Origin of the sequence: Flavobacterium sandaracinum (assembly GCF_004349135.1) — a bacterium.
GTDB classification, from domain to species: Bacteria; Bacteroidota; Bacteroidia; order Flavobacteriales; family Flavobacteriaceae; genus Flavobacterium; species Flavobacterium sandaracinum.
In genome coordinates, this window is sequence record NZ_SMFN01000003.1 from 236,983 (window position 1) to 262,460 (window position 25,478).

General features: G+C 35.0%; 19 protein-coding genes. 16 read left to right on the plus strand and 3 right to left on the minus strand.

Annotated features, from left to right (window positions below):
* Positions 1 to 224 precede the first annotated feature (224 nt).
* From E0F91_RS04300 to E0F91_RS04345, 10 genes are all read left to right on the plus strand, one after another.
* A complete protein-coding gene (locus E0F91_RS04300; RefSeq protein WP_132065118.1) occupies positions 225 to 2,447 on the plus strand; it encodes an NADP-dependent isocitrate dehydrogenase in 2,223 nt (740 codons plus the stop codon).
* Between the two features lie 151 nt (positions 2,448 to 2,598).
* The gene (locus E0F91_RS04305) at positions 2,599 to 4,980 is read left to right on the plus strand and encodes a TonB-dependent receptor (protein ID WP_132065119.1); all 2,382 of its coding nucleotides are present in this window, start codon (positions 2,599 to 2,601) and stop codon (positions 4,978 to 4,980) included.
* A gap of 41 nt (positions 4,981 to 5,021) precedes the next feature.
* Positions 5,022 to 5,843, plus strand: coding sequence for a DUF4249 domain-containing protein (locus tag E0F91_RS04310; protein WP_132065120.1), 822 nt, complete (start codon positions 5,022 to 5,024; stop codon positions 5,841 to 5,843).
* 266 nt (positions 5,844 to 6,109) lie between these two features.
* On the plus strand, positions 6,110 to 6,772 hold the full coding sequence (locus E0F91_RS04315) for a thiamine diphosphokinase (protein ID WP_132065121.1): 663 nt from the start codon (positions 6,110 to 6,112) through the stop codon (positions 6,770 to 6,772).
* A 97-nt stretch (positions 6,773 to 6,869) separates the two neighbouring features.
* Positions 6,870 to 7,859, plus strand: a complete 990-nt coding sequence (rlmF, locus tag E0F91_RS04320; RefSeq protein ID WP_132065122.1) for a 23S rRNA (adenine(1618)-N(6))-methyltransferase RlmF — start codon at positions 6,870 to 6,872, stop codon at positions 7,857 to 7,859.
* Between the two features lie 404 nt (positions 7,860 to 8,263).
* The gene (locus tag E0F91_RS04325) at positions 8,264 to 8,875 is read left to right on the plus strand and encodes an RNA polymerase sigma factor (RefSeq protein ID WP_132065123.1); all 612 of its coding nucleotides are present in this window, start codon (positions 8,264 to 8,266) and stop codon (positions 8,873 to 8,875) included.
* 55 nt (positions 8,876 to 8,930) lie between these two features.
* Entirely contained in the window at positions 8,931 to 10,076 is a 1,146-nt protein-coding gene (locus E0F91_RS04330; RefSeq protein WP_243698836.1) for a FecR family protein, read from the plus strand.
* A 536-nt stretch (positions 10,077 to 10,612) separates the two neighbouring features.
* A complete protein-coding gene (locus tag E0F91_RS04335; RefSeq protein ID WP_132065148.1) occupies positions 10,613 to 13,648 on the plus strand; it encodes a TonB-dependent receptor in 3,036 nt (1,011 codons plus the stop codon).
* Between the two features lie 124 nt (positions 13,649 to 13,772).
* The gene (gene uvrB / locus E0F91_RS04340) at positions 13,773 to 15,764 is read left to right on the plus strand and encodes an excinuclease ABC subunit UvrB (protein WP_132065124.1); all 1,992 of its coding nucleotides are present in this window, start codon (positions 13,773 to 13,775) and stop codon (positions 15,762 to 15,764) included.
* A 241-nt stretch (positions 15,765 to 16,005) separates the two neighbouring features.
* Positions 16,006 to 17,154 (plus strand): hypothetical protein, encoded by a 1,149-nt coding sequence (locus E0F91_RS04345; protein ID WP_243698838.1) that lies wholly within the window; start codon positions 16,006 to 16,008, stop codon positions 17,152 to 17,154.
* A gap of 50 nt (positions 17,155 to 17,204) precedes the next feature.
* On the opposite strand, the gene E0F91_RS04350 is transcribed toward E0F91_RS04345, so the two are convergent.
* Positions 17,205 to 17,606: an excinuclease ABC subunit B gene (locus E0F91_RS04350; RefSeq protein ID WP_132065126.1), complete on the minus strand. Its 402-nt coding sequence runs from the start codon at positions 17,604 to 17,606 to the stop codon at positions 17,205 to 17,207.
* A 56-nt stretch (positions 17,607 to 17,662) separates the two neighbouring features.
* Between E0F91_RS04350 and E0F91_RS04355 the strand changes: the two genes are divergently transcribed.
* From E0F91_RS04355 to E0F91_RS04380, 6 genes are all read left to right on the plus strand, one after another.
* Complete coding sequence (locus E0F91_RS04355; protein WP_132065127.1) at positions 17,663 to 18,481, plus strand: alpha/beta hydrolase; 819 nt, start codon at positions 17,663 to 17,665, stop codon at positions 18,479 to 18,481.
* Between the two features lie 48 nt (positions 18,482 to 18,529).
* Positions 18,530 to 19,546: a dipeptide epimerase gene (locus tag E0F91_RS04360; RefSeq protein WP_132065128.1), complete on the plus strand. Its 1,017-nt coding sequence runs from the start codon at positions 18,530 to 18,532 to the stop codon at positions 19,544 to 19,546.
* On the plus strand, positions 19,547 to 20,578 hold the full coding sequence (locus E0F91_RS04365) for an aminotransferase class I/II-fold pyridoxal phosphate-dependent enzyme (RefSeq protein ID WP_132065129.1): 1,032 nt from the start codon (positions 19,547 to 19,549) through the stop codon (positions 20,576 to 20,578). It abuts the gene before it with no gap.
* Between the two features lie 58 nt (positions 20,579 to 20,636).
* Complete coding sequence (locus E0F91_RS04370; RefSeq protein ID WP_073207685.1) at positions 20,637 to 21,104, plus strand: DUF1456 family protein; 468 nt, start codon at positions 20,637 to 20,639, stop codon at positions 21,102 to 21,104.
* Positions 21,105 to 21,106: 2 nt separating this feature from the next.
* On the plus strand, positions 21,107 to 21,763 hold the full coding sequence (locus E0F91_RS04375; protein WP_132065130.1) for a Rossmann-fold NAD(P)-binding domain-containing protein: 657 nt from the start codon (positions 21,107 to 21,109) through the stop codon (positions 21,761 to 21,763).
* 72 nt (positions 21,764 to 21,835) lie between these two features.
* A complete protein-coding gene (locus E0F91_RS04380) occupies positions 21,836 to 22,357 on the plus strand; it encodes a hypothetical protein (protein ID WP_132065131.1) in 522 nt (173 codons plus the stop codon).
* Positions 22,358 to 22,398: 41 nt separating this feature from the next.
* On the opposite strand, the gene E0F91_RS04385 is transcribed toward E0F91_RS04380, so the two are convergent.
* Positions 22,399 to 23,964, minus strand: coding sequence for a protein adenylyltransferase SelO (locus E0F91_RS04385; protein WP_132065132.1), 1,566 nt, complete (start codon positions 23,962 to 23,964; stop codon positions 22,399 to 22,401).
* A gap of 170 nt (positions 23,965 to 24,134) precedes the next feature.
* The gene (gene sucC / locus E0F91_RS04390; RefSeq protein WP_132065133.1) at positions 24,135 to 25,328 is read right to left on the minus strand and encodes an ADP-forming succinate--CoA ligase subunit beta; all 1,194 of its coding nucleotides are present in this window, start codon (positions 25,326 to 25,328) and stop codon (positions 24,135 to 24,137) included.
* Between the last annotated feature and the right edge of the window lie 150 nt (positions 25,329 to 25,478).

The window sequence follows — 25,478 nt, forward strand, 5'->3', positions numbered from 1 at the left end:
CTTTTTTTTAGTTTCTATTTTCCTTATAAATTCCTAATTTAGTATTATTGAACCTCTAAAACTAACAATATAGGAATAACAAGTTAGTAATCTTAATTTTCGTATTTTTCTACATAAAACCCACCTTCTATTACAGCTGATTTTCATATATTTGTGCGCCTTATTTTAAGTGAAATACCTTAAATAAGCTACATTTAACGTGATTGGATTATAAAAATAAAAAAATGACACAGAAATCAAAAATTTTTTACACTCTTACTGATGAAGCGCCTTTATTGGCAACGTATTCATTTTTACCTATTGTACAAGCATTTACATCAACTTCTGACATTGAAATTGAAACTAGAGACATTTCTTTGGCTGGAAGAATTTTAGCAAATTTCCCAGAGTTCTTGTCGGAAGATCAAAAAACAGGGGATGCATTACTAGAACTTGGAGAATTAGCAACCACTCCAGAAGCTAATATTATAAAATTACCAAATGTTTCGGCATCTGTTCCTCAATTAAAAACTGCTATTGCTGAATTGCAATCTCATGGCTATAATTTACCAAACTTCCCAGCAGAACCACAAAACGAAGCGGAGACAGCCATCAAAGCTAAATACTCTAAAATATTAGGTTCAGCAGTAAATCCTGTTTTACGTGAAGGAAACTCTGACCGTAGAGCACCAAAAGCAGTAAAAAACTACGCTAAAGCAAACCCTCATTCAATGGGAGATTGGAGCGCAGACTCAAAAACACAGGTAGCTTCTATGGAAAATGGTGACTTTTACGGAAGTGAAAAATCGATTACTGTTGCAGACGCTACCGATGTAAAAATCGAATTCGTTGCTGCGGATGGTTCCACTACCGTTTTGAAAGCAAGTACTCCACTAAAAGTTGGTGAAATAATTGATAGTTCAGTAATGAACTTGAACGCCTTAAAAACGTTTGTTGCCAAAACAATTGCTGAGGCAAAAAAATTAAACGTATTACTTTCAGTTCACTTGAAAGCGACAATGATGAAAGTTTCTGATCCAATTATTTTTGGAGCAATCGTAGAAGTATATTTCGCCTCTGTTTTCGAAAAATACGCTTCCTTATTTAATGAATTGAACATTGATACCAGAAATGGTTTGGGTGATGTATATGCAAAAATCGCAGGACATCCGATGCAAGCTGAAGTCGAAGCGGCATTAAACCAAGCTATCGAAAACGGTCCAGCATTGGCAATGGTAAATTCTGAAAAAGGAATTACAAATCTTCACGTTCCTTCAGATGTTATTGTAGATGCTTCTATGCCAGCTATGATTCGTACCTCAGGACAGATGTACAATAAAGAAGGCAAACTACAAGATACTGTAGCCATGATTCCGGACAGATGTTATGCTGGTGTTTACACTGCTACTATTGATTTTTGTAAAAAACATGGCGCTTTTGACCCAACTACAATGGGAAGTGTTCCAAACGTAGGTTTGATGGCTCAAAAGGCAGAAGAATATGGTTCTCATGATAAAACATTCCAAATAGCTGCTGACGGAGTAGTTCGTGTAGTAGATACAAACGGGAACGTTTTGATGGAACAAGCCGTTGAAGCCAAAGATATTTTCAGAATGTGTCAGGCAAAAGATGCTCCAATTCAAGACTGGGTCAAATTAGCCGTAAACAGAGCACGTCTATCTAATACTCCCGCTATTTTCTGGTTGGATAATAATAGAGCACACGATAGAGAACTTATTGAAAAAGTGACTAAATATTTAAAAGATCACGATACAACTGGTTTAGATATCCAAATCTTGAACCCAATAGATGCTACAAACTTCACATTAGAAAGAATCATCAAAGGGCTAGATACTATTTCTGTAACAGGAAACGTATTACGTGATTATTTAACTGACTTATTCCCAATTTTAGAAGTGGGAACATCAGCAAAAATGCTATCTATCGTTCCATTAATGAATGGTGGTGGTTTGTTTGAAACTGGTGCTGGTGGATCAGCTCCAAAACACGTAGAACAATTTAGTGAAGAAGGATATTTACGTTGGGATTCTCTTGGTGAATTCTTGGCATTAGGTGCTTCATTAGAACATTTAGGACAAACTTTAAACAATTCAAAAGCAATTGTTTTAGCCGAAACTCTTGATGTTGCAACAGAGAAATTCTTAGCAAATGATAAATCTCCTGCACGTAAATTAGGTGGAATTGACAACCGAGGTTCTCATTTTTACTTAGCAATGTATTGGGCAGAAGCATTGGCAGCACAAGATAAAGAACCCGCTTTAAAAGCGATCTTTACTCCTATTGCAGCCGAATTTGCAGCAAACGAAGTGAAAATTAACGCCGAATTAATTGCAGCTCAAGGAAAACCTCAAGACATTGGTGGTCATTACCAACCAAATCCTGAAGCAATCAGTAGCGCCATGCGTCCAAGCGAAACTTTCAATACTATATTGGCAAAAATCGCTTAATGAACTGCTTAAAATAGAACATTACAATGAAAAGACAACTGTTTGCAGTTGTCTTTTTTTTTATATTAGCAATACCTTAACAGTTGTTATATAACAATTGCTATTCAATTTAGTGTAATTTGCACTTTTTCATTTCGATAAAATTTAAACAATGACTCCAAAGAAAATTATTACCTTTTTAGTTGTATTACTGTCCGCACTCTCGGGTTTCGCTCAAGAAAAATTCACGCTAAGCGGAACTATTATTGACGCCAGTAGCAATGAAACTTTAATAGGGGTCAATGTTGTGATTCCAGCGCTAAAAACTGGCGTAACAACAAACGAATACGGATTTTTCTCCATTACGATACCAAAAGGAAACTATACCGTTCAAATAAGCTATTTGGGCTATCAAACCATTGAAGAATCAATCGCTTTGAACCAAAATATAAAAAACAACTTCAATTTATTTAGCAATGAAACGGCTTTACAAGAAGTAATCATTACGGACAATAAAACAAAAATTGACATCAAGAAACCCGAAATGAGTGTCAACAAACTCTCTATTTCTGCTATTAAAAAAATGCCTGTCGTTTTGGGAGAAGTCGATGTTTTAAAATCAATTTTATTACTTCCTGGAGTTACTAATGCAGGGGAAGGCGCCTCTGGTTTCAATGTTCGTGGTGGTGGAGCCGACCAAAATTTGATTTTATTAGACGAAGCAACCATCTTTAATTCATCACATGTTTTTGGTTTTTTCTCTGTTTTTAATCCAGATGCTATCAAAGATTTAAAGTTATACAAAGGCGGAATTCCAGCACGTTATGGCGGAAGAGCGTCTTCTGTTTTGGATATTTATCAAAAAGACGGTAATAGCAAAGAATTTCATGTCAATGGTGGAATCGGATTAATTTCTAGTCGTATTTTGGCCGAAGGACCATTGGTTAAAGACAAAGGTTCGTTCCTTATTGGCGGCCGTAGTTCCTATGCGCATTTATTCCTGAAGCTTTCTGAAGAACAAAAAGACAACTCAGCTTATTTTTACGATTTAAACACCAAGTTGAGTTATAAACTAGACCCAAATAATAGTTTGTTTTTATCCGGTTATTTTGGCAGAGATGTTTTTAGTTTAAAAGATAGTTTTGCGAACATTTATGGCAATACAACGGTCAATCTGAGATGGAACCACTTGTTTTCTGAAAAATTATTTTCGAATTTATCGCTTATTTACAGCGATTATTATTACGGTTTAGATTTGGATTTTGTTGGTTTCAAATGGGATTCAGGAATCAAGAACTATAATATCAAATACGATTTTAAGAATTATATTTCGGATAAATTCAAATTGAATTACGGGCTAAACGGAATCTATTACGAGTTCAATCCCGGAACCATCAGACCATCAGATGCGGACTCCGGAATTAACTTTGACCAATTGGATAAAAAATATGCTTTTGAACCTGCAGTTTACATCAATGCGGACCACGAAATCTCCGATAGAATAGCATTATCTTACGGATTACGTTACAGTATGTTTTACCGTTTAGGACAATCTACCGTGAATATTTATGAAAATGACAATCCAGTGCTCTTTAATTCGGAATTACAGATTTATGAAAAAGCAACTCCAATTGGCACCAAATTCTACGACCGTAACAAAGTGATGAAAAGCTTTAATTATCTGGAACCTCGTTTTTCACTGGCGTATCAAATCAATGACGACCAATCGATCAAAGCAAGTTACAATAGAATGGTACAATATTTACAACTAATTTCAAATACCTCATCGCCTACTCCGCTTGATGTCTGGACGCCAAGTGATCGTTTTATTAAACCACAAATTGCGGATCAAGTCGCCTTGGGTTATTTCAAAAACTTCAACAACGACATGTACTCCCTTGAAGTAGAAACCTATTATAAAGAAGTTCAAAACCGATTGGATTACATTGATGGTGCTAATTTAATTGCCAACAAAGCGATTGAGCAAATAATCCTAAATGGTCAATTAAGATCGTATGGTTTAGAAATCATGTTCCGAAAAAACGAAGGAAAATTTAATGGCTGGATTTCCTATACCTTATCTAAATCCGAGCAACAAACTCCTGGAAGAACCCCAATAGAAACTGGAATCAACAACGGGCAATGGTACAATTCAGTGTATGACAAACTGCATAATGTTGCGGTAACTACATCGTATAATTTAAACGAAAAATGGTCTTTTGGAGCTAATTTCGCTTTGCAAACGGGACAACCGGTAACGTATCCTATTGGACAATATGAATACCTAGGAATTAATGTCCCTAGTTACGGTCTAAGAAATGAAAATCGGCTTCCGGCGTACCACCACCTTGACATTGCTGCCACTTTAACACCAACCAAAAATAAAAATAGAGAATGGAAAGGCGAATGGGTTTTTAGCATTTACAATTTGTACAATCGAAAAAATGCCGCTTCCATCAATTTCAGACAAAACGCTGATACGGGTAGCAATGAAGCCATAAAAACTTCTATTTTTGGTATAGTTCCAGCAGTGAGTTACAACTTTAAATTCTAAGGATAGCCTTTCAAAAGAGAACAAAATAAAAACATGAAATCATGAAAAAAATAACACTATATCTCATACTTTTAATAGCGGTTTTTTCAACCAGTTGCGAAGAGGTAATCGAAGTAGATTTGGACAATGCGCCACCAAAACTGGTTATTGAAGCAGCTATTAATTGGAAAAAAGGAACTGTAGGAAATCAACAAAAAATAAAACTAACCACAACAACTGGATTTTACAACACTGAAATTCCAAAAGTTTCTGGAGCTACAGTTTCCATAAAAAATAGCACTAATGTAGTTTTTCCTTTTTCAGAAATTGCAAATACAGGTGAATATACGTGCGCTACTTTTATACCAGTAATCAACGAAACCTATACGCTGACGGTTATCAGCAATGGTAATACGTACACTGCAACCGAAATGTTGAAACCTGTTACAGCCATCACTAAAATTGTTCAAAACAACCAAGGTGGTTTTACAGGCAATGAAAAAGAAATTAAAACATTTTACCAAGACCCAGCCGGCGAACCTAATTATTATCTTTACAAATATATATATTCCAATCAGGTAAAATCAAATTTTTATGTGGATCAGGATGAGTTCTTCAACGGAAACGAATTCTTTAGTATTTCGCAAAATGATGAATTAAAAAAAGACGATAAAATTGAGGTTAGCCACTTTGGAATTTCAAAAGCCTACTACAATTACATGAGTGTTTTGGTAAGTATAGCAGGAAATAATGGTGGCGGACCCTTTCAATCTCCACCTGCAACTGTTAGAGGAAACATTATCAACACCACTGATTCGGCTAACTATCCACTGGGCTATTTCTCCCTTAGTGAAGTCGACGTAAGAAATTTTACGATTGAATAATTAGGAGCTAATCCAGCTGTTCATTACAACCAAAAACAGGTTCTAAACAGTTTTCCAGTCCGTATAAGGAGCTTCCTCCGGTCGCTCTTCTACAGCCAGAAAACTAAAGTTTACAACCTGTTTAGGTTTTCATTGCCATCTGGGCTAGAGTACATTTGCATTTTCCAGTTTGCATATTTTAACTAACTTTACAACCTACAATCCATTCTGTTATCGATTGCCAAAATCTAAAATCTTAATTCACAGTTCTTAAATCTACAATCCTCATGTCTTCACACCATATCGTTCGCGACGACCAAGAACCCGCTTTAATCATTGCCAACGGCGCTTCCTGTAATCCGGAACTATTGGGTCAATTACTGGAATGGTCACCGCTTGTGGTGGTATTAGATTCGGCTATGGTTCGCGTAATGGAATTAGACATTAAAGTCGATGTGCTTTTAGGCGATTTTGATAGAGGTTTTGATCCTGAAATTTATAAGACAACTCAATATCCAATCGAAATTATTCATACTCCAGATCAAAACAAAACCGATTTAGAGAAGGCTTTTGACTATTTAATCGAACGAAAAATACCTGCCGTAAACGTCGTTTGGGCCACCGGACGAAGAGCAGATCACACGATTACAAATCTGACCAATATTACGAGATACAGAAATCTAATAAAAATTGTCATTCTGGACGATCACTCAAAAGTCTTTTTATTGCCTAAAAAATTCGAAAAATGGTATACGGCGAACACTCCTATTTCATTAATTCCTATCGGTCACGTTACTGGAATCCATTCGGATAATTTATATTATCCCTTAAAAGATGACAGTTTAACCATTGGTTACAGAACCGGAAGCAGCAATCATGTAATCAAAGACGGCATCGTGACAATAGAACATAATGAAGGTGATTTATTGATGATGGAATGTATGGATTGATACTAGAAATACAAATATACACTCACCTGTAATCAATTAAACACATCCTATATTTTGCCAAAAAGAGAATGACTATCTTTGCACCGAAATATAGAAAATGAAAGCAAAAACGATTACCGAAAAAACTAATTTACATCCTAGAAATCTGGATAGATTTGGATATAATTTTGAGCAATTAATAGAAAAATCTCCTGAATTACAGCATTTTGTTTCAATAAATGAGCATAATATAGAAACTATTGATTTTAGTAATCCTGATGCAGTAAAGTCGCTTAACAAAGCATTATTGTTATCTCATTACGACATTCAAAACTGGGACATTCCAGCAAATTATCTTTGTCCACCGATTCCCGGAAGAGCGGATTACATTCATTATATAGCAGATTTATTAGCTTCCAGCAACAACGGAATCATTCCTGAAGGAGAAACTGTTCAAGGTTTAGACATTGGTGTAGGTGCCAATTGCATTTATCCAATAATTGGTAATTCAGCCTACGGATGGAGTTTTGTAGGAACCGATATCGATTTGAAAGCTATTGAAAATTGTAGCGCCATCATTGAAGAAAATCCAAAACTGATTGATGCCATTAGTTTACAACAGCAAACGGAATCGCGTTATATTTTTAAAAACATAATCACTCCCGAAGACCGATTTACGTTTACCATTTGCAATCCTCCTTTTCATGCCTCACAAGAGGAAGCTACGAAAAGCACGGTTCGAAAAATCAATAATTTAGAATCCCGAGGCTCCGAGAGCAAAGCAACAACCCGACGCATAGCCGAACGGAGCGAAGCTAAACCCGTTTTAAATTTTGGAGGTCATAATGCTGAATTGTGGTGTGAAGGCGGTGAGCTAGGTTTCGTGACCCAAATGATTTACGAAAGTGCTAAATATCCAATGCAGTGTTTATGGTTTACTACTTTGGTATCCAAAAAAGAAAATCTTTCCAGTCTTTACAAAACACTAAACAAAGTAAGTGCAGTCGAAATTAAAACGATTGATATGGCTCAAGGCCAAAAAACAAGCCGAATAATAGCTTGGACTTTCCTGAGTGAAGCACAACAAAAAGCCTGGAAGTTCGAATAAAAACTCCTATTTAGTTTAAGCAATCAATCCCAACAATCATTCTTGATAGTCGGGAAAATCAACCTGCACCTATATTTCTTACTATTATGCATTTAAAATAAAGTCCTTAAAAACTTCCATAATTAAATCCATAATTAAACTTCTCTAAATTTACTTTACCGAAAAAAAAATACTGTTATTCATAAATAGTTGTATTTCTTGCTACTTTCAAGAGTAAAAGATCATTTTAACATAATTTTACGTAGATTTGGTAAAGAAATCTTTAATTAATTATAAAGAAATTTCTTTTATAACGCATTAAAAAGGCAACTGAAAACTGAACTTTTTAAACTAAAAAAGCCAAATTAATTATTCTTTTTCAGATTATTTTTTGTGTTTAAAGTCAATGTTCTAATTTAAACTAAATGGTAAAAAAGCAACTGTCACACACCGAAATACTTGATGATTCCATACTATGGAACAGTCTAAAAGAAGGGAATGAAAATGCTTTTTCTATACTTTTCAAAAGACATTATGCACATTTAGTCCGTTATGGAAATTCATTTCTTCCTTTTCCTGAAAAAGTGCAAGACTGCGTTCAAGATGTTTTTACTGACATTTGGATTTACAGAGAAAAATTGAGTGATAAAGTGGTTGTAAAAGCCTATTTATTAGCCTGTGTTCGCAAGCGTATAACTAGATCACAAGAACGGGATCGTATTTTTCGCCTGAGCAGCTCTATAGATACGGTTGAATTTTTATTTGATTTTTCAATTGAACATGATCGTATCTCAGAGGAAACGACAGCTTCTAAAGTGTCACATCTCAATCATTTGATAAATGGTTTGCCTTCTCGACAAAAAGAAGCCTTATATCTTCGTTACACCCAAGAACTTACCGTAGACCAAATTGCCGATACATTGGACATTAATTATCAATCGGCAAACAATCTTTTGCACCGTGCTTTGTTGAGCTTACGCAAAGATTGGAAAGGAAACATCTGCTGCATTTTAATGCTTGTTTCGCTCACATTTTAATCTTCGGAAAAATAATTTAAAAAAAAACACTATTTAGTGAGTATCAATTAAAAAGATGGTCCTCTCTATAATTGTAACCCTTTTTTTGATGCAACACCGTACTAATTATACCGAAATAGAACACTTTTTAGCTGATGAATCATTCCGATTATGGGTGTATTTCAATGATGATCAACACCAATGGGAAGAATGGACTTTAGAAAATTCCAATCGTGCTAAATTAGTTGAAGAAGCCAGATTATGGTTGTTAGCAATGAAAGCACCTACTGATGATCTATCTTCAGATGAAGTGCAAAATGCATTGGAAAATACTTGGAAAAAAATTGAAAGAGTAGAAGAAGATAAAAAGGAAAAACCAGTTCTTAAGCTTTTGAGAAAAAGATGGTTTAACGGAGTTGCGGCTGTTTTGATTTTAAGCCTTTTAACCGGATGGTTGTACAATCAAACCAACAGTGATAATGATTCCGCACTAACGTATAGTGAACTTATCAATGAAAACGAAGAAGGCTTGGTGGAACAAACGAATAATTCAGACAAACCACAAATCATAACATTATCCGACGGAAGTTCAGTTTTATTGCAACCCAACAGCAAATTAAGTTATCCTAAAATATTTGCGGGTAATGAACGAAAAGTGTACTTATCCGGCGAAGGCTTTTTCGAAATTAGCAAAGACCCTAAAAAGCCATTTTTTGTATTTGCGAATGAAATCGTTACAAAAGTAGTCGGAACCAGTTTCAAAATAAAAGCATACGCTAATCAACCAAATGTAGAAGTTGTGGTTCGGACTGGAAAAGTAAAAGTAAGATCGAATGAATTAATCTCAAATTCAGAAGACGAGTTGATTGTTTTATTACCCAATCAAGCGTTGCGATTCGTTCGGAAAAACTTAAGTTTTAAAAAGATTACTGATATCACACAAGATGAGTCTTTGAGTCGTTCCACAAGTAATATAGAACAATTAGGATTTGAATTCACCGATATTCCTGTGGCACAAATTTTCAAAACTATTGAACAGGCGTATTTGGTAAAAATTGATTTTCCTCAATCCAAATTAAAAGACTGTTACCTTACCACTTCTTTAAGCGATCAACCTTTACCTGAAAAGCTTAAAATTATTTGCAAAAGCCTTGGAAACAATACGAGTTATGAAATGAATGGAAACCAAATTATAATTATATCAAATGGATGTAACGAATAATAACTTGCCTATGAACTAAAAATTACAATAAAAAAGCGCCGAAAATGCTGTAACATTCTCGACGCCTTGACTAAAATCAATTCACTCTCTGTAAAGAGTAATTGCTTTGTTCTACCAATAACCTAACTAACGAATATTAATAAAAACAGACCAAAATTATGAAAAAAACCGTCTTCAAACAACGACTACTAATTCGAATTATGAAAATAACCTTATTTCAATTTGTTTTAGCCCTTGTCTTTTCAAGTATAACATTTGCGAATAATATCAGAGGTCAAAAAAAACTAGACACAAAAGTAACTATTACCGTGACCGATTTGAACTTAGATACTGCTTTGTCTAAACTTGAAAAATTGGCACATGTAAAATTTTCGTATAATTCGAGAATGTCACAATTGAATCAAAAAGTGAGTGTTTATGCTAACAACGAAGCTTTATCTAGTGTATTGACTCGCATTTTGAAACCATTAAAAATGAACTATACCGAAGTAAGTAATCAAATTATTTTACAAAAAGAAGGTATTGCTAACACCGGAATGAATGGTGAATTTTTCTCTTCTTTAAATCAAAATACAACTGCCGAGATTATCAAAGGTCGTGTAGTGGATGAAAAAGGAGAATCGTTACCTGGCGTGACAATTATCGTAAAAGGAACAACAAAAGGAACAACAACAGATATCGATGGAACGTATACCATCAGCGCTGAAATTGGAGACGTTTTACAATTTTCTTATGTGGGATTAGAAACTAAATCGTTGAAGGTAACCGGAACTACATTAAACGTTACTTTAATGGGAAGTGGCGAAACACTTCAAGATGTTGTTGTAATCGGATCCAGAAATCCAACCAGAACAGTCACTGAATCTGCAGTACCTATTGATGTGATTTCTATGAAAGAGATCGCTTCACAAGGGGCTCAAACGAATTTGAATCAGATTTTAAATATGGTTGCGCCATCATTTACATCAAATACAACCACTGTAGCTGATGGAACAGATCACATTGACCCTGCTCAATTAAGAGGTTTAGGACCAGACCAAGTTTTAGTTTTATTAAATGGAAAACGACGTCATACGTCCTCTTTAGTAAACATCAATGGATCACCTGGTAGAGGAGCTGTAGGTACCGACTTAAATTCCATTCCCGCTTTTGCTATCGAAAAAATTGAAGTATTAAGAGATGGGGCTTCAGCTCAATATGGCTCAGATGCTATTGCTGGTGTAATCAACATCAACATGAAAAAAGACACTAAAAAATTAGAAGTAAACCTTTTTGGTGGAAGTCATTTTTCTAAAAATGCTAACGACCATACCGGCGGAAATGATGGAAACAACATTCAAATTGACTTGAACTACGGAACAAATTTAGGAAAGGAAAAAAGTTTCATTAATGTTACGGCAAGCGCTCAATTGAGAGGCCAAACAAGTCGTGCTAAAGAAGTTACCGGAAGTTTATTCAACCGATACAATGCTGTTGAAGAAAGAGCTAGAATAGCAGGTATTAACATCAATAGTTTATATGCGAATACGTTAAACACTACCCCTGGTTTTTACAATGGTTTGTTGAACACAATTAATACGTATGCACAACAAGTAAGTTATTTTGATGCAACAACAAAAACTGCTATTCAAACTGCCGCATCGACAGGAAATTTATCTGGGATGAGAACTTTGTTAGGAGCTGATGTAACTTCGGACGAACTTGCTGCTAGAGGCTTAGTACGAAACGATTTTAATATGAAAGTTGGTCAATCATCACTTCAAAGCTCACAATTCTTTGTAAATGCTGCCTATCCTTTAACTGATAAATTAGAGTTGTATGCTTTTGGAGGGAACAGCCACAGAACTGGTGAAGCTGCTGGATTTTACAGAAGACCTAATCAATCTAGATCGTATACTGGTTTGTATCCAAATGGTTTTTTACCTGAAATCCATTCGACAATTAACGATATTTCAGCAGCAGCAGGATTGAGAGGTATTATTTTTGGTAATTGGAATTTTGACTTGAGTAATACTTTTGGTAGAAACAGTTTTGATTATGGTGTTGAAAACACCGTCAATTCTTCCATGAGAGAAAATTCTCCAACTACTTTTGATGCAGGTGGATTGGCATTTAGCCAAAACACAACCAATTTTGACATGAATCAAAAGTTTGGTGATTTGAACGTTGCTTTTGGAGCTGAATATCGCAATGAAAACTATAGTATTAGTGCAGGACAACCTGAATCATATAATTTATATGATATAAACGGTGATGTTGCTTTACCAGGAGTAACCCCTGCTAATCTGATCGTAACTGATTTCTTTGGATCTATTAGAGGAAATGGTTCCCAAGTATTTCCAGGTTTCAGACCAGCAAATGCTGTTGAAAAAGGACGTAACAGTACCGCTATTTATGGAGATCTTGAATACGATGTTACAGAAAAATGGTTATTGAACGGAGCCGTTCGTTTTGAAAACTATTCTGATTTTGGAAACACTACTAATTTTAAAGTTGCCAGTCGTTATAAACTAACAGACAACATTAATTTGCGTGGTGCCGTTTCCACAGGTTTCCGCGCTCCTTCTTTACACCAAATCAATTTTAACGCTACCGCTACGCAATTTGTTGGTGGCGTACCATTTGAAGTAAGTACATTTAGTAATGACTCTCCAGCAGCTAAAGCCCTTGGAATTCCACAATTGAAACAAGAAGAATCTAAAAGTGCTAGTATTGGTTTTACCGCTAAAATTCCAGCAGCAAATTTAACTTTAACTGCCGATGCTTATATTGTTAGAATAGATGACAGAGTAACTTTGACGGATCAATTTTCTCGTCCATCGGGAACGTTTGCTGCAGGAACACCACAGAGAGAGCTTCAATTACAATTTGATCTAGCTGGAGCAAATGCGGCTACCTTTTTTGCCAATGCTATTAGTACCGAGTCTAAAGGTATTGATATCATTATAACACATAAACTAAATTTAGGAGCAATAGTGATTAAATCAGATTTAGCTACTACTTTTTCTCAAACAAGACAAGTGGGTGCTATACAAGGATCGCCTACCTTGGTTGCTAATGGTCAAATAAACCGCTATTTTTCTGAAATGAGCAGAATCTATTTAGAAGAAGCAATCCCTAGAGTTAAAGGAAATTTAACCAACTCTTTTACTTATAAAAAATTCGATTTCTTTTTGAGAAATGTTTACTTCGGACAGGTAACTGATCCAAATACGGCTGACGTAAATGGAGATGGAAGAGTGGAAGGAGCCATAATAAATGGTCAAGCAGTCGAAGTTGAGCATCCAATCTGGGGCGCAAAAATAATAACTGACTTATCTGTTGGTTTCAAAATTACAGAAACTGCAAAAGTTGTAATTGGAGCTAACAATATTTTTGATATCTATCCTGATGCAAATCTTGGTACACAAACTGCAATTAGACCTAGATTAGTATCTGGAGCTATTGATTACAACGCTGCACCATCCACAATTGACTTATCAAATGCAAATCAATTTGCATATTCAAGAAACACCTCTCAATTTGGTCAAAACGGAAGATTCCTTTTTGCTAGGTTAAGCTTGAGTTTCTAGAACACCCTATTTTATACTGAAAACCATTCGTTTGTGCGAATGGTTTTTTTTTGGCTTAATCTTAGGTAATAAAAGAATCCAAACTTTGTATCTTTGCAACTCTAAAACTTTGCCCCTTAATTCAATGAATTTCCAAGTAGTATCCGATTACCAGCCCAAAGGCGACCAACCCCAAGCAATTGAAAAATTAGTTCAGGGAATTATTGAGGGTGATAAATTTCAAACACTTTTAGGGGTTACCGGATCTGGAAAAACCTTTACGGTAGCTAATGTCATTCAGGAAGTACAAAGACCCACTTTGGTTTTGGCACACAACAAAACGTTGGCGGCACAATTGTATTCGGAATTCAAGCAATTCTTCCCGAATAATGCCGTGGAATATTTTGTTTCCTATTACGATTACTACCAGCCTGAAGCTTTTATGCCCGTAACCGGCGTTTTTATCGAAAAGGATTTATCCATCAATGAAGAACTGGAAAAAATGCGAATGTCAACCACTGCTTCATTACTTTCCGGACGAAGAGATATTTTGGTAGTGGCATCGGTTTCTTGTTTGTACGGTATTGGAAATCCGATAGAATTTCAGAAAAATTTAATTCCAATAGAGAAAGGCCAAATCATTTCTCGTACCAAATTATTGCATCAATTGGTGCAAAGTCTATATTCCAGAACCGAAGCCGATTTTAATCCCGGAAGTTTCAGGATAAAAGGCGACACCGTTGATGTTTATCCAAGTTATGCTGATGAAGCCTACAGAGTTCATTTTTTTGGGGATGAAATTGAGGAAATTGAAAGTTTTGACACCAAGAATTCTCAGGTTCTTGAAAAATTTGACAAACTGACTATTTATCCGGCTAATATGTTTGTGACTTCACCAGATGTGCTGCAAGGCGCCATTTGGGAAATACAACAAGATTTGGTAAAACAAGTTGATTATTTCAAGGAAATTGGCAAACCTTTAGAAGCAAAACGATTGGAAGAACGCACCAATTTTGATTTGGAAATGATTCGCGAATTAGGGTATTGCTCTGGAATCGAGAATTACTCCCGTTATCTTGATGGTCGTTTACCGGGAACAAGACCCTTCTGTTTATTGGATTATTTCCCAAAAGATTACTTGATGGTTGTTGATGAAAGTCACGTGACGCTTTCACAAGTTAGCGCGATGTATGGCGGAGACAGAAGCCGAAAAGAAAATTTAGTGGAATACGGTTTTAGACTTCCCGCTGCGATGGACAACCGTCCTTTGAAATTTGAAGAATTTGAAGCGATGCAAAACCAAGTAATTTATGTTTCGGCAACACCAGCGGATTACGAATTACAAAAAACGGAAGGCGTTGTTGTGGAACAGGTAATTCGTCCGACAAGTTTACTAGATCCAATTATCGAAATCCGACCAAGTTTAAACCAAATTGATGATTTAATTGAAGAAATTCAGGTACGGGCCGAAATTGACGAACGCGTTTTGGTGACTACTTTAACCAAAAGAATGGCGGAAGAATTAGCTAAATATTTAACAAAAGTTAATATTCGTTGCCGTTACATTCACTCTGAAGTAGATACTTTGGAACGAATCGAAATCATGCAAGATTTACGAAAAGGAATTTTTGATGTGTTAATTGGTGTAAATCTACTTCGTGAAGGTTTGGATTTACCAGAAGTTTCTTTGGTGGCCATTTTAGATGCTGACAAAGAAGGTTTTTTACGAAGCCATCGTTCACTTACGCAAACAATTGGTCGTGCAGCGAGAAACCTGAATGGAAAAGCAATCATGTATGCCGATAAAATTACGGCAAGCATGCAAAAAACCATCGACGAAACCAATTATCGCAGAACCAAACAAATTAATTACAATACTGCCAATAATTTGGTACCGCAAGCCTTGAATAAAAAGATTGAGAGTGCCTTTACCAAAAATCCTTTGGTAGATTATGAGTTAGGCTTAACTTTAGATACTGCTGCAGAACCAGAAAATCTGTATTTGCCAAAACCAGAAATTGAGAAACTTATTCGAGAGAAAAGAAAATCTATGGAGAAAGCAGCAAAAGAATTGGATTTTATGCAGGCGGCAAAATTACGTGATGATATTAAAAGATTACAGGGACAACTGACATAATTTTTTTTTCAAATACAAGTTTTCAAATCAACACTAAATATTTTTTGATTTTAAATCACCTTAGACTCCATTTATTTGATCTAAAACCTTTTATAATCAGTAAAGTTCTTTAAATTTGAATGTAATTGTTTTCTGATTGTTCCCTGAAAATTCACGCATTCAAATGAAATATCGCTTACTCATTTTTGTATTATTCGGACTAATTTCATTTGCTTCAGCACAATCCACAAAAGTGGATCTCATGACTTTTGAAATAGAAAACACTTCGGATATTATAAAACCAAATTTACTTTCCAATCACCCATTGGGAATGTACATCTCGCGAATAAACCATAATTTCAAAGTTCGCTCTCCTGAAAAATACTCCTTTTCAGTAGACGTTTCAAGTGGAAATGTAATGTTGCCTTATGTAAAATCCTATGAGTTAACAAATCAAACGGATCGGGAATTCGCTGCAAATTTTCCTTGGCATGACCGAGAATTTAAATTTGACCTGATTACTGTTCCTGCCCAAACCAAAGAATTCATCGCAGATGGAGTTATCCGATCTTACAAATTCACATTTTCCTTACCGTTATCAACTCATCATGAACTTAATTTCGGCTTGCGAGCATTCTCCTTAGATAAAGGAAAATATCCTTTTTCAGTATTTACTTCGGATGAATCTATAGAATGGTTTCATAGCACTATTGCCGGAGGTGAAGATCCTTTTTCAAGACGATACTATGGATTTAACCAAGCCAAAATTTCTTATCGAGATGAAAATAATAATTTCATCACAATGAATAACGGCGACTTCAGAATACCGGGAATTGAGATAAATTATTTTTACTATCCGCTATTAGAAATGAATAAAAAGCATAAAATATACTTGAATTTCGGAACTCATTTCGGGATCAATATTTCGAGATATAATCCAGTTGCCGACCTCGGAATTTCTTCTTCGATAATTAAAAAAATCGTTGTGAAAGACAAGAATATTTTAAGTATTGGTTTAAGTGCAGGAGCTTTGCAACAACGATTGATTCAGTTTGGAGACAGAGTAAACATAAGCAATCAAACTTTTCTGTACAGTTTTGAAGGGCTTATTGATTACAAAAGAAAACTTCGAAACAACAACTGGATTTCGTACGGAATCAATTATGCTTTTCAAACGTCCTACAACAACAAGAAAGATTTTAACCATATTATTTTGACTGGCGAACGCATTAACACCCATTGGCAACAAACCTTCTCACATTTGTATAAAAATCTAGAAGGATGGAATTTTATTTGTACCTACTCTGTTAAGCAATTTTCTTATTTTGTATCATTAAGAGAAGATCTGAGACTGGATAATGCGCCCGATTTACAGACCGCATTTGGCGTAAAAATGTCTTTTAAAAGATAGCAACACTAATAAAAGTAAAAAATTAGAGAATAAATACCTCAAAAAATCTATTAATTATGTTGTTCCTGAAAAACGTTTACTAAAATTTCAGCATCAATAATTGCATTTGGCGCTTCATTCATCAACTTAAGAATGCGTTTTGTAGCTATCGGATTAAGTCCCATTTCAATTGCTATTTGTTGAATTGCAACAGCTTCTTTTTCATGCAAAATGCCGTCACAATACATTAATAGCGCCAATCTGTAAAATTGCTGCACTCGCTGAAATTCAGATTTAATAGGCAATAAAGGTAATTCCTGATGGAAAAAATCATTAAAAACATCCAGATCAAAACTCAATTCTTTGGCAACAATTACCAAAAATTCATATTCTTTTTTATGCAAATGCCCATCAACAGTAGAAAAAGCAATCATCTCTAAAAGTAAACTCCTCTTTTGTTCGAATGTATTCATCAAATTATTATTTTTAGCTAAAATATTGTTTTTAAATCAAAACACAAAAACTAATAATGAATCGACTAAAGTTCCTACTCCTACTTTTCTTTTTTACGATAGCAAAAATTACTGCTCAAGGCGAAGAAATAAAGAAAACAACGGTTTCTAAACAAGTTTCTACTTTTACTATTGAAGCGCCACAACTTCAAACCACAAAGAAAATTTGGGTGTATTTACCCGAAAATTATGCGACCTCAAAAAAGAATTTCTCCGTAATTTATATGCATGATGCTCAAAACTTGTTTGATGCTAAAACTTCTTATTCCGGGGAATGGAATGTAGATGAAAAACTGGACAGCCTAAAAGCTCCGGTTATTGTGATAGGAATCGAACATGGAAATGAGAAACGAATGGAGGAATTAACGCCTTTTAAAAACGAAAAATACGGTGGTGGAAAAGCAGATAACTATTTAGAATTTATCGTGAAAACATTGAAGCCACAAATCGACAAAACGTATCGAACCAAAACTAAAAAGAAAAATACAATCATCATGGGAAGTTCTCTTGGCGGTTTGACTTCCTATTATGCCGTTTTAAAATACCCTGAAATTTTTGGAAAAGCAGGTGTTTTCTCGCCTTCGTTTTGGTTTACCAAAGACATTTATACGCTGACTGAAAAATCAAAAAAAATTAAGTCGAAATTTTATTTTCTGTGTGGCGATGCTGAAAGTGACGACATGGTTTCGGATTTGAACAAAATGGAATATTTATTAAATTCTAATCGGTGTTACTGCCTCAATTTAAATAAAAAAACAATTGTAAAAGACGGAAAACACAATGAAAAACTATGGCGCGACGGTTTTGTCGATGCCATTTTATGGCTCGGTTTCTAAAAAATTCTGCTTTAAATAAACACAAAAAATAGTAAAATCAAATCCCAAATGGAACTAATATTAAGAGAATACGAACTCAAATTAAAACATACGTTCACGATTTCAAGAGAATCGATTGATATTCAACCCTCTTTGATTGTGGAGTTGCAACGTGATGGTTTTTCTGGTTTTGGCGAAGCGACGTCTAATCCCTATTATAAAACAACCGTTCCGGTGATGATGCAGGATTTAGATAAAATTAGAACCATAATCGAAAATACTACAGAGGAAACACCCGAAACATTTTGGGCAAAAATCCATCCTTTTCTAAAACACGATATGTTTGCTTTATGCGCTTTGGATATGGCATACAATGATTTATTTGCACGCAAAAAAGGAAAGAAACTGTACGAATTGTGGAATTATACCATTGACAAAAATCCGTTAACAGATTACACAATTGGAATAGCTTCCATCGAAAAAATGGTGGCTAAAATGAAAGAACTGCCTTGGCCCATTTATAAAATCAAGTTAGGAACCAAAGAAGATATTGCCATTGTTACTGAACTTCGGAAACATACCGATGCTATTTTCAGAATCGATGCCAATTGTGGTTGGAGTGTGGACGAAACCATAAACAATGCTGTTGCACTAAAAAAATTGGGTGTGGAATTCTTAGAACAACCCTTGAAAGCAGATAATTGGGAAGGACACAAGGAAGTTTTTACACACTCCGTTTTACCGATTATAGCCGACGAAAGTTGTATTATCGAAGAAGATGTAGCAAAATGTCATAACCATTTTCATGGTGTGAATGTGAAGTTGGTAAAATGTGGAGGTTTAACTCCCGGAAGACGAATGATTCAGGAAGCTAAGAAATTAGGATTAAAAACGATGGTTGGTTGTATGACCGAATCGACGGTTGGAATTTCTGCGATTGCGCATTTATTGCCACAATTGGATTATGTAGATATGGATGGCGCATTACTTTTGGCAGAAGATATTGCCACAGGAGTGACAATCGATTTTGGAAAAATAAACTATTCTAACTTAAACGGAACTGGTGTAACTTTAATGTCGTTTTAAATGAAAGTCAACCAATTTCCAGATCGAATAATTGAAATCGAAAATAAAGAATATCTTTATTTTGGAGGAACGGCTTATTTGGGTTTGCCAACGCATCCTGAATTCAAGAAACTGCTCATTAAAAACATTATGCAATGGGGAACGGCGTATGGAAGTTCTCGAAGTGCAAACATTCAACTGACCGCCTACGAAAATGGGGAACGGTTTTTAGCCAATTTCATCAAAGCAGAAGCTGCTCTCACCCTTTCCTCTGGAATGTTAGCAGGAAAATTAGTTATTGAAGCATTAACTCCTGAAACCGATTGCTTTTTTCATTTTCCGGATACGCACACTGCCATCAAATCGCAAAACAGTCTTCCTTTTTTTATTGGAGAAAAGACAAATCCTCGGTTGCTCGATTCTGAAATTGAAAAAATTACTGTTTTGACGGATTCGGTTCCCTCCTTTCATGTACAACCAATCGATCTTTCTATTCTGAATTTGATTCCGTCCAATAAAGAAATCACTTTAGTTATTGACGAATCACATTCACTTGGAATTTTAGGTATGAATGGTTGCGGGATTTATTCGAACATTAATCTTCCCAACGTTAAAAGGAAAATCATGGTGTCCTCTTTGGGCAAAGCATTTGGATTGACAGGAGGCGTAATTGCTAGTGATTCTGAATTTATTAATTTAATAGCAACTCACGATACTTTTGTTTGCAGTGCCGGAATGAATGCTGCATTTGTACAGACAATGGCAGATGCGGAGAATATTTATTTGCAACAGCACCAAAAATTAAAAGACAATTTAAACTATATTAATACTCATTTAAGTGAAAATGAAGCCATTCTTTTTGATGCTAATTATCCACTCATTTATCCGGAGATCGAAGGAATAAATGATGTTTTTACTGAAAATAAAATTATTATAACCAATTTTAAATACCCAACAGACACCAAGGATTTAAACAGAATTGTAATTACTGCCAATCATACAAAAGAAGATTTGGATACTATAATTCACCTTCTGAACCAAAACCAATTCTGAATCTAAAATTGTGGTCCAATTGCTTTTAAACCGTACCTTTGTAAAAAATTAGAATATGATGACAAATAACGATATCTTTAAAAAACTTCGTGTAGCCTTAATGTTACGTGACGATCAAATAGTTGAAATATTAGAATTAGTAGATTTCAGAATTACTAAATCAGAATTAGGTGCTTTTTTCCGTGACGAAAAACACGAAAATTACATGGAATGTGGCGACCAAGTGTTGCGTAACTTTCTAAACGCATTGGTAATTCATTTGCGTGGAACGAAAGAAAATCCAAAAAACCCAAATGATGTTTTAGCAAAACACAAAGCTCAAATTCCTGCAAAAGAAGGATCCAAAGACAGACCCGAGTTTAAGGCAAAACCAAGAGACGAAGAAAAATCAAGAGGTGACGAAGCACCCTCAAAATCAAGACCTGCGACAAAAAACACTTCTAAAAAACAATATCCAAAAGGAAATTCAAAAGTTCAAGTAGTGGAGAAAGTGAAATTTAATTTCGGTAAGAATAAAAAATCATAACTGTGAAAACGGCTTTGATTATTGGCAGTACCGGTTTAATAGGTTCCGAATTATTGAATTTACTTTTAGAAAGTCCACATTACGCTAAAGTAATCACTTTCGTAAAAAGAGATACAGGAATAAAGCATCCTAAATTAACACAACACATTATTGATTTTGACAAGCCAGAAACCTATAAAGAATTAGTTGTAGGTGATGATTTCTTTTGTACCATTGGCACAACAATCAAAAAAGCAGGTAGTAAAGAAGCTTTTAGAAAAGTAGATTTTGAATATCCGCGTCAGTTTGCCGCTTTTGCATTGCTACATAAAGTCAAACAATTCCTAATTATTTCATCTCTTAGTGCCGATGCGAAATCTGGAAACTTCTATTTGAAAACAAAAGGAGAAATTCAAGATTTTCTTAAGGATTGTAATTTTGAAAGCGTTGCTGTATTGCAACCTTCACTCCTTTTAGGAAACCGAACTGAATTTAGATTGGGCGAAAAAGTAGGTGCATTTTTCATGAAAACACTATCCTTTCTATTCCTTGGAAATTTAAAAAAATACAAACCAATTGAAGGTGAAACTGTAGCCAAAGCACTTTTGAAAATTGCGCAAAAAAACGATACAGGTTTCAAAATATACGAATCAGATGCGATTCAAGAAATTGGAAATTAATACAAAATCCTGAGTGAAAGCTCAGGATTTTTTGTATATTTAGTTTATCTAAAAAAATTTACACCTTCAAATATGAAATTTATTCTAACCTGCTCCATACTACTTTTCACAACCCTATTTTTTGGACAAAACAATAAAACTGTAGAACCCGCGGTGTTTATTGATTTAAACTTAGTTCCAAGCAATACAATTGAATACGTCGACCCAAATGAAATTGAATCTATACATGTTGTCAAAAAAGACTCAATTATAAATGGTGTTTTGTATCGTGGCCAGATTAACATTACTTCTAAAAACCCTAAGAAATATGATTTCATAAGCTTGGAACAAATTAAATCTCAATTTACCAAAATCAAAAGTAACGATGTCATTTATATGGTAAATGGAGCATTTATAAAAGACAATATTGACACTTTTAAATTAGACCGAAACTATATTTTAGAAGTTGAAGTTACCAATTCAGAGGCTTTTTACAACTTTAGAAAAAGTGATACAAAATTTGACATCATTAACATCTTGGGAAAAACTAACGAGAATTTGGATAATAAAAACAAGATTTTACTAAGAGGTCAAGAGGGAATTGGTGTAAAATAAACCCTATTCTTCATCTTATTTATTACTTTTCAAATCCTATTTTAAGAACTACAACTTAACATAGAACATCCTACTTTATCTCTGGCCCAATCCGGTCTTTTGGCAAACCATTTTTGAAAATTCGGTTGTTCGTCATACGGATTTTTTAGCATTTCGAATAATTCGTTTAGTAAAGAATAATCGCCTTTATCGGCATCATCGATAGACAATTGCGCCATGTAATTTCGCAATACATATTTTGGATTTACTGTATTCATTTGGTTTTTTCTTTCGGAATCCGAAAGTGTTTCTTCATTGATTCGAATGCTGTACTTCTCAAACCAAACGTGCCAATCTTTCAAGATCGTTTCATCTAAATCCTTTTCATTATAAAAAGCGTCTTTTATGGTGTTGAAAGCAATTATTACAGCATCATCTTTGGTTACATTACTTAGATTTCTAAAGAAAATAGTCATGTCCGTTTCTACTTTTTCAAGCAATTGAGTCAAACTCTGAATCAAAACTACATCTTGTTCTTTTTTGATTTGAAACCCGAGTTTATCTCGCATCATATTCAAATACTCCTTTTCGTAATTTGTACTATACGCCTCTAAAATAGCTTCGAGTGGCTTTGCATCGTTTATCAAAGGATACAACGCATTTGCTAATTGGTACAAATTCCACAGCGCAATTTCTGGTTGATTGCCAAAACGGTATCTTTTATGTTGGTTATCGGTTGTATTTGGTGTCCAGCCAGTATTATAGTCTTCCAACCAACCGTAGGGTCCATAATCTATGGTGATGCCGTGAATGGACATATTATCGGTATTCATAACGCCATGAACAAAACCAACACGTTGCCAATGCACAATCATGTCGAGTGTCGTTTGGGTTACTTCGTGAAAAAAGGCCAAATATTTTTCGACACCTTCTTTTTGGATATGAGGAAAATGATGTTTTATGGTAAAATCTGTCAGTAATTTGAGATTAACGTGATCTTCTCGAGAGGCGAATAATTCGAAACTACCAAAACGAATAAATGAAGGAGCGACTCTACAAACAATGGCGCCTTTTTCATAGGCAGGATTTCCATTATACAAAACATCACGCAATACTTGATCGCCAGAAAGCATTAGCGAAAGTGAACGCGTAGTAGGAACACCCAGATAATGCATTGCTTCAGCACATAAATGCTCTCGTATGGAAGAACGTAAAACGGCAAACCCATCTGCTGTTCGCGAATATGGTGTTGGTCCTGCTCCTTTCAGTTGCAACGTGTACGATTTATTTTCATGAACAACTTCAGTTAAATTAATAGCACGACCATCTCCTAATTGTCCGGCCCAATTTCCAAATTGATGTCCTGCATAAGGCATAGCATACGGTTTCGTACCTGGATAAATGGTACTTCCAGAAAAAGTATTCAAAAAATCAGTAGAAAGGATATCTTCTTGAGAAAGACCAATTGCATTTGCTACGTTAGTTGAAGCATGAATCAGCGAAGGATTGGATGGCTTTTTGGGTACTACAAACGAAAATGCAGATTGATGAACCTGTCTTGGAACATTGGTTTGATTGCGATCAGCAGGCAGTTCGGTAGTGAAATTATTTTGTATCTGAAGTTTCATAAGTACTAAAAAACGTTAAAAACAAAGATAATTGTTGTAAACCAGAAAACTTAACACTTTCAATTATTATTATGATTTGTTCTATCTAAAAAAATTACTTTCAGCAAAAAAAAAATCCTGTTCGCCGAAGCAAACAGGATTTTCAAAAAATATATAACGTTATTTTCTAATTAAGAAAGTGCTGCTTTTACTTGATCCGCAGCTTCTTGAAATTCAACTGCTGATAAAATTGGCATTCCTGAATTATCAATTAATTCTTTTGCAATAGCTGCATTTGTACCTTGTAAACGAACAATGATTGGCACTTTAATTGCATCACCCATATTTTTGTAAGCGTCAACAACACCTTGTGCCACACGGTCACAACGAACGATTCCACCAAAAATATTAATCAAAATAGCTTTTACGTTTGGATCTTTTAAGATAATACGGAAAGCAGTTTCAACACGTTTTGCATCAGCAGTTCCACCTACGTCAAGGAAGTTAGCAGGCTCAAAACCAGCATACTTGATTAAATCCATAGTTGCCATCGCTAAACCAGCTCCGTTCACCATACATCCAACAGTACCGTCAAGATCTACATAATTTAATCCTACTTCTTTAGCTTCCACTTCGATTGGGTTCTCCTCACGAATGTCACGCATGTCAGCATATTTCTTTTGTCTGTATAAAGCATTATCATCGATATTTACTTTAGCATCAACAGCCATAATTTTATTGTCAGATGTTTTTAAAACCGGGTTGATTTCAAACATCGAAGCATCAGATCCTATGTAAGCATTATATAAAGAATCGATGAATTTCACCATTTCTTTGAAAGCATTTCCAGAAAGACCTAAGTTAAAAGCAATTCTTCTTGCTTGAAAACCTTGTAATCCAACAGAAGGATCTACTTCTTCAGTAAAAATTAAATGAGGAGTATGTTCAGCAACTTCTTCAATATCCATTCCACCTTCAGTAGAATACATAATCATGTTACGACCTGTAGCTCTATTCAATAAAACAGAAACATAAAACTCAGAAGTTTCACTTTCGCCAGGATAATAAACATCTTCAGCAATTAAAACTTTGTGTACTCTTTTACCTTCAGCAGAAGTTTGAGGTGTAATCAATTGCATTCCGATGATTTGCTCTGAAATCTCTTCAACTTGTTGTAAATTTTTGGCAAGTTTCACTCCACCGCCTTTTCCACGTCCACCTGCATGAACTTGGGCTTTTACAACATACCAACTTGTACCCGTTTCGGTAGTTAATTGTTTTGCAGCAGCAACCGCTTCTACAGGGCTATTAGCAACGATTCCGCGTTGAATGCGAACTCCGTAGCTAGCTAAAATCTCTTTTCCTTGATATTCGTGTATGTTCATAATATAGAATTTGTCTGGCTTCTGAATTTCTTTCAGAATAAAAGTGTGACAAAAATAGCAAAATTCATCTTAATACAGAAATCTTTTTATGTTTAAAACTGATAATAAAAATCAAGTTACAATTCAAAATTGATTTTTAAGTTTTAATCC

Coding starts and splice junctions, on each gene's coding strand:
- E0F91_RS04300 (WP_132065118.1), top strand. CDS start 225: ATGACACAGAAATCAAAAATTTTTTACACTCTTACTGATGAAGCGCCT.
- E0F91_RS04305 (WP_132065119.1), top strand. CDS start 2,599: ATGACTCCAAAGAAAATTATTACCTTTTTAGTTGTATTACTGTCCGCA.
- E0F91_RS04310 (WP_132065120.1), top strand. CDS start 5,022: ATGAAAAAAATAACACTATATCTCATACTTTTAATAGCGGTTTTTTCA.
- E0F91_RS04315 (WP_132065121.1), top strand. CDS start 6,110: ATGTCTTCACACCATATCGTTCGCGACGACCAAGAACCCGCTTTAATC.
- rlmF (WP_132065122.1), top strand. CDS start 6,870: ATGAAAGCAAAAACGATTACCGAAAAAACTAATTTACATCCTAGAAAT.
- E0F91_RS04325 (WP_132065123.1), top strand. CDS start 8,264: ATGGTAAAAAAGCAACTGTCACACACCGAAATACTTGATGATTCCATA.
- E0F91_RS04330 (WP_243698836.1), top strand. CDS start 8,931: ATGGTCCTCTCTATAATTGTAACCCTTTTTTTGATGCAACACCGTACT.
- E0F91_RS04335 (WP_132065148.1), top strand. CDS start 10,613: ATGAATGGTGAATTTTTCTCTTCTTTAAATCAAAATACAACTGCCGAG.
- uvrB (WP_132065124.1), top strand. CDS start 13,773: ATGAATTTCCAAGTAGTATCCGATTACCAGCCCAAAGGCGACCAACCC.
- E0F91_RS04345 (WP_243698838.1), top strand. CDS start 16,006: ATGACTTTTGAAATAGAAAACACTTCGGATATTATAAAACCAAATTTA.
- E0F91_RS04350 (WP_132065126.1), bottom strand. CDS start 17,606: ATGAATACATTCGAACAAAAGAGGAGTTTACTTTTAGAGATGATTGCT.
- E0F91_RS04355 (WP_132065127.1), top strand. CDS start 17,663: ATGAATCGACTAAAGTTCCTACTCCTACTTTTCTTTTTTACGATAGCA.
- E0F91_RS04360 (WP_132065128.1), top strand. CDS start 18,530: ATGGAACTAATATTAAGAGAATACGAACTCAAATTAAAACATACGTTC.
- E0F91_RS04365 (WP_132065129.1), top strand. CDS start 19,547: ATGAAAGTCAACCAATTTCCAGATCGAATAATTGAAATCGAAAATAAA.
- E0F91_RS04370 (WP_073207685.1), top strand. CDS start 20,637: ATGACAAATAACGATATCTTTAAAAAACTTCGTGTAGCCTTAATGTTA.
- E0F91_RS04380 (WP_132065131.1), top strand. CDS start 21,836: ATGAAATTTATTCTAACCTGCTCCATACTACTTTTCACAACCCTATTT.
- E0F91_RS04385 (WP_132065132.1), bottom strand. CDS start 23,964: ATGAAACTTCAGATACAAAATAATTTCACTACCGAACTGCCTGCTGAT.
- sucC (WP_132065133.1), bottom strand. CDS start 25,328: ATGAACATACACGAATATCAAGGAAAAGAGATTTTAGCTAGCTACGGA.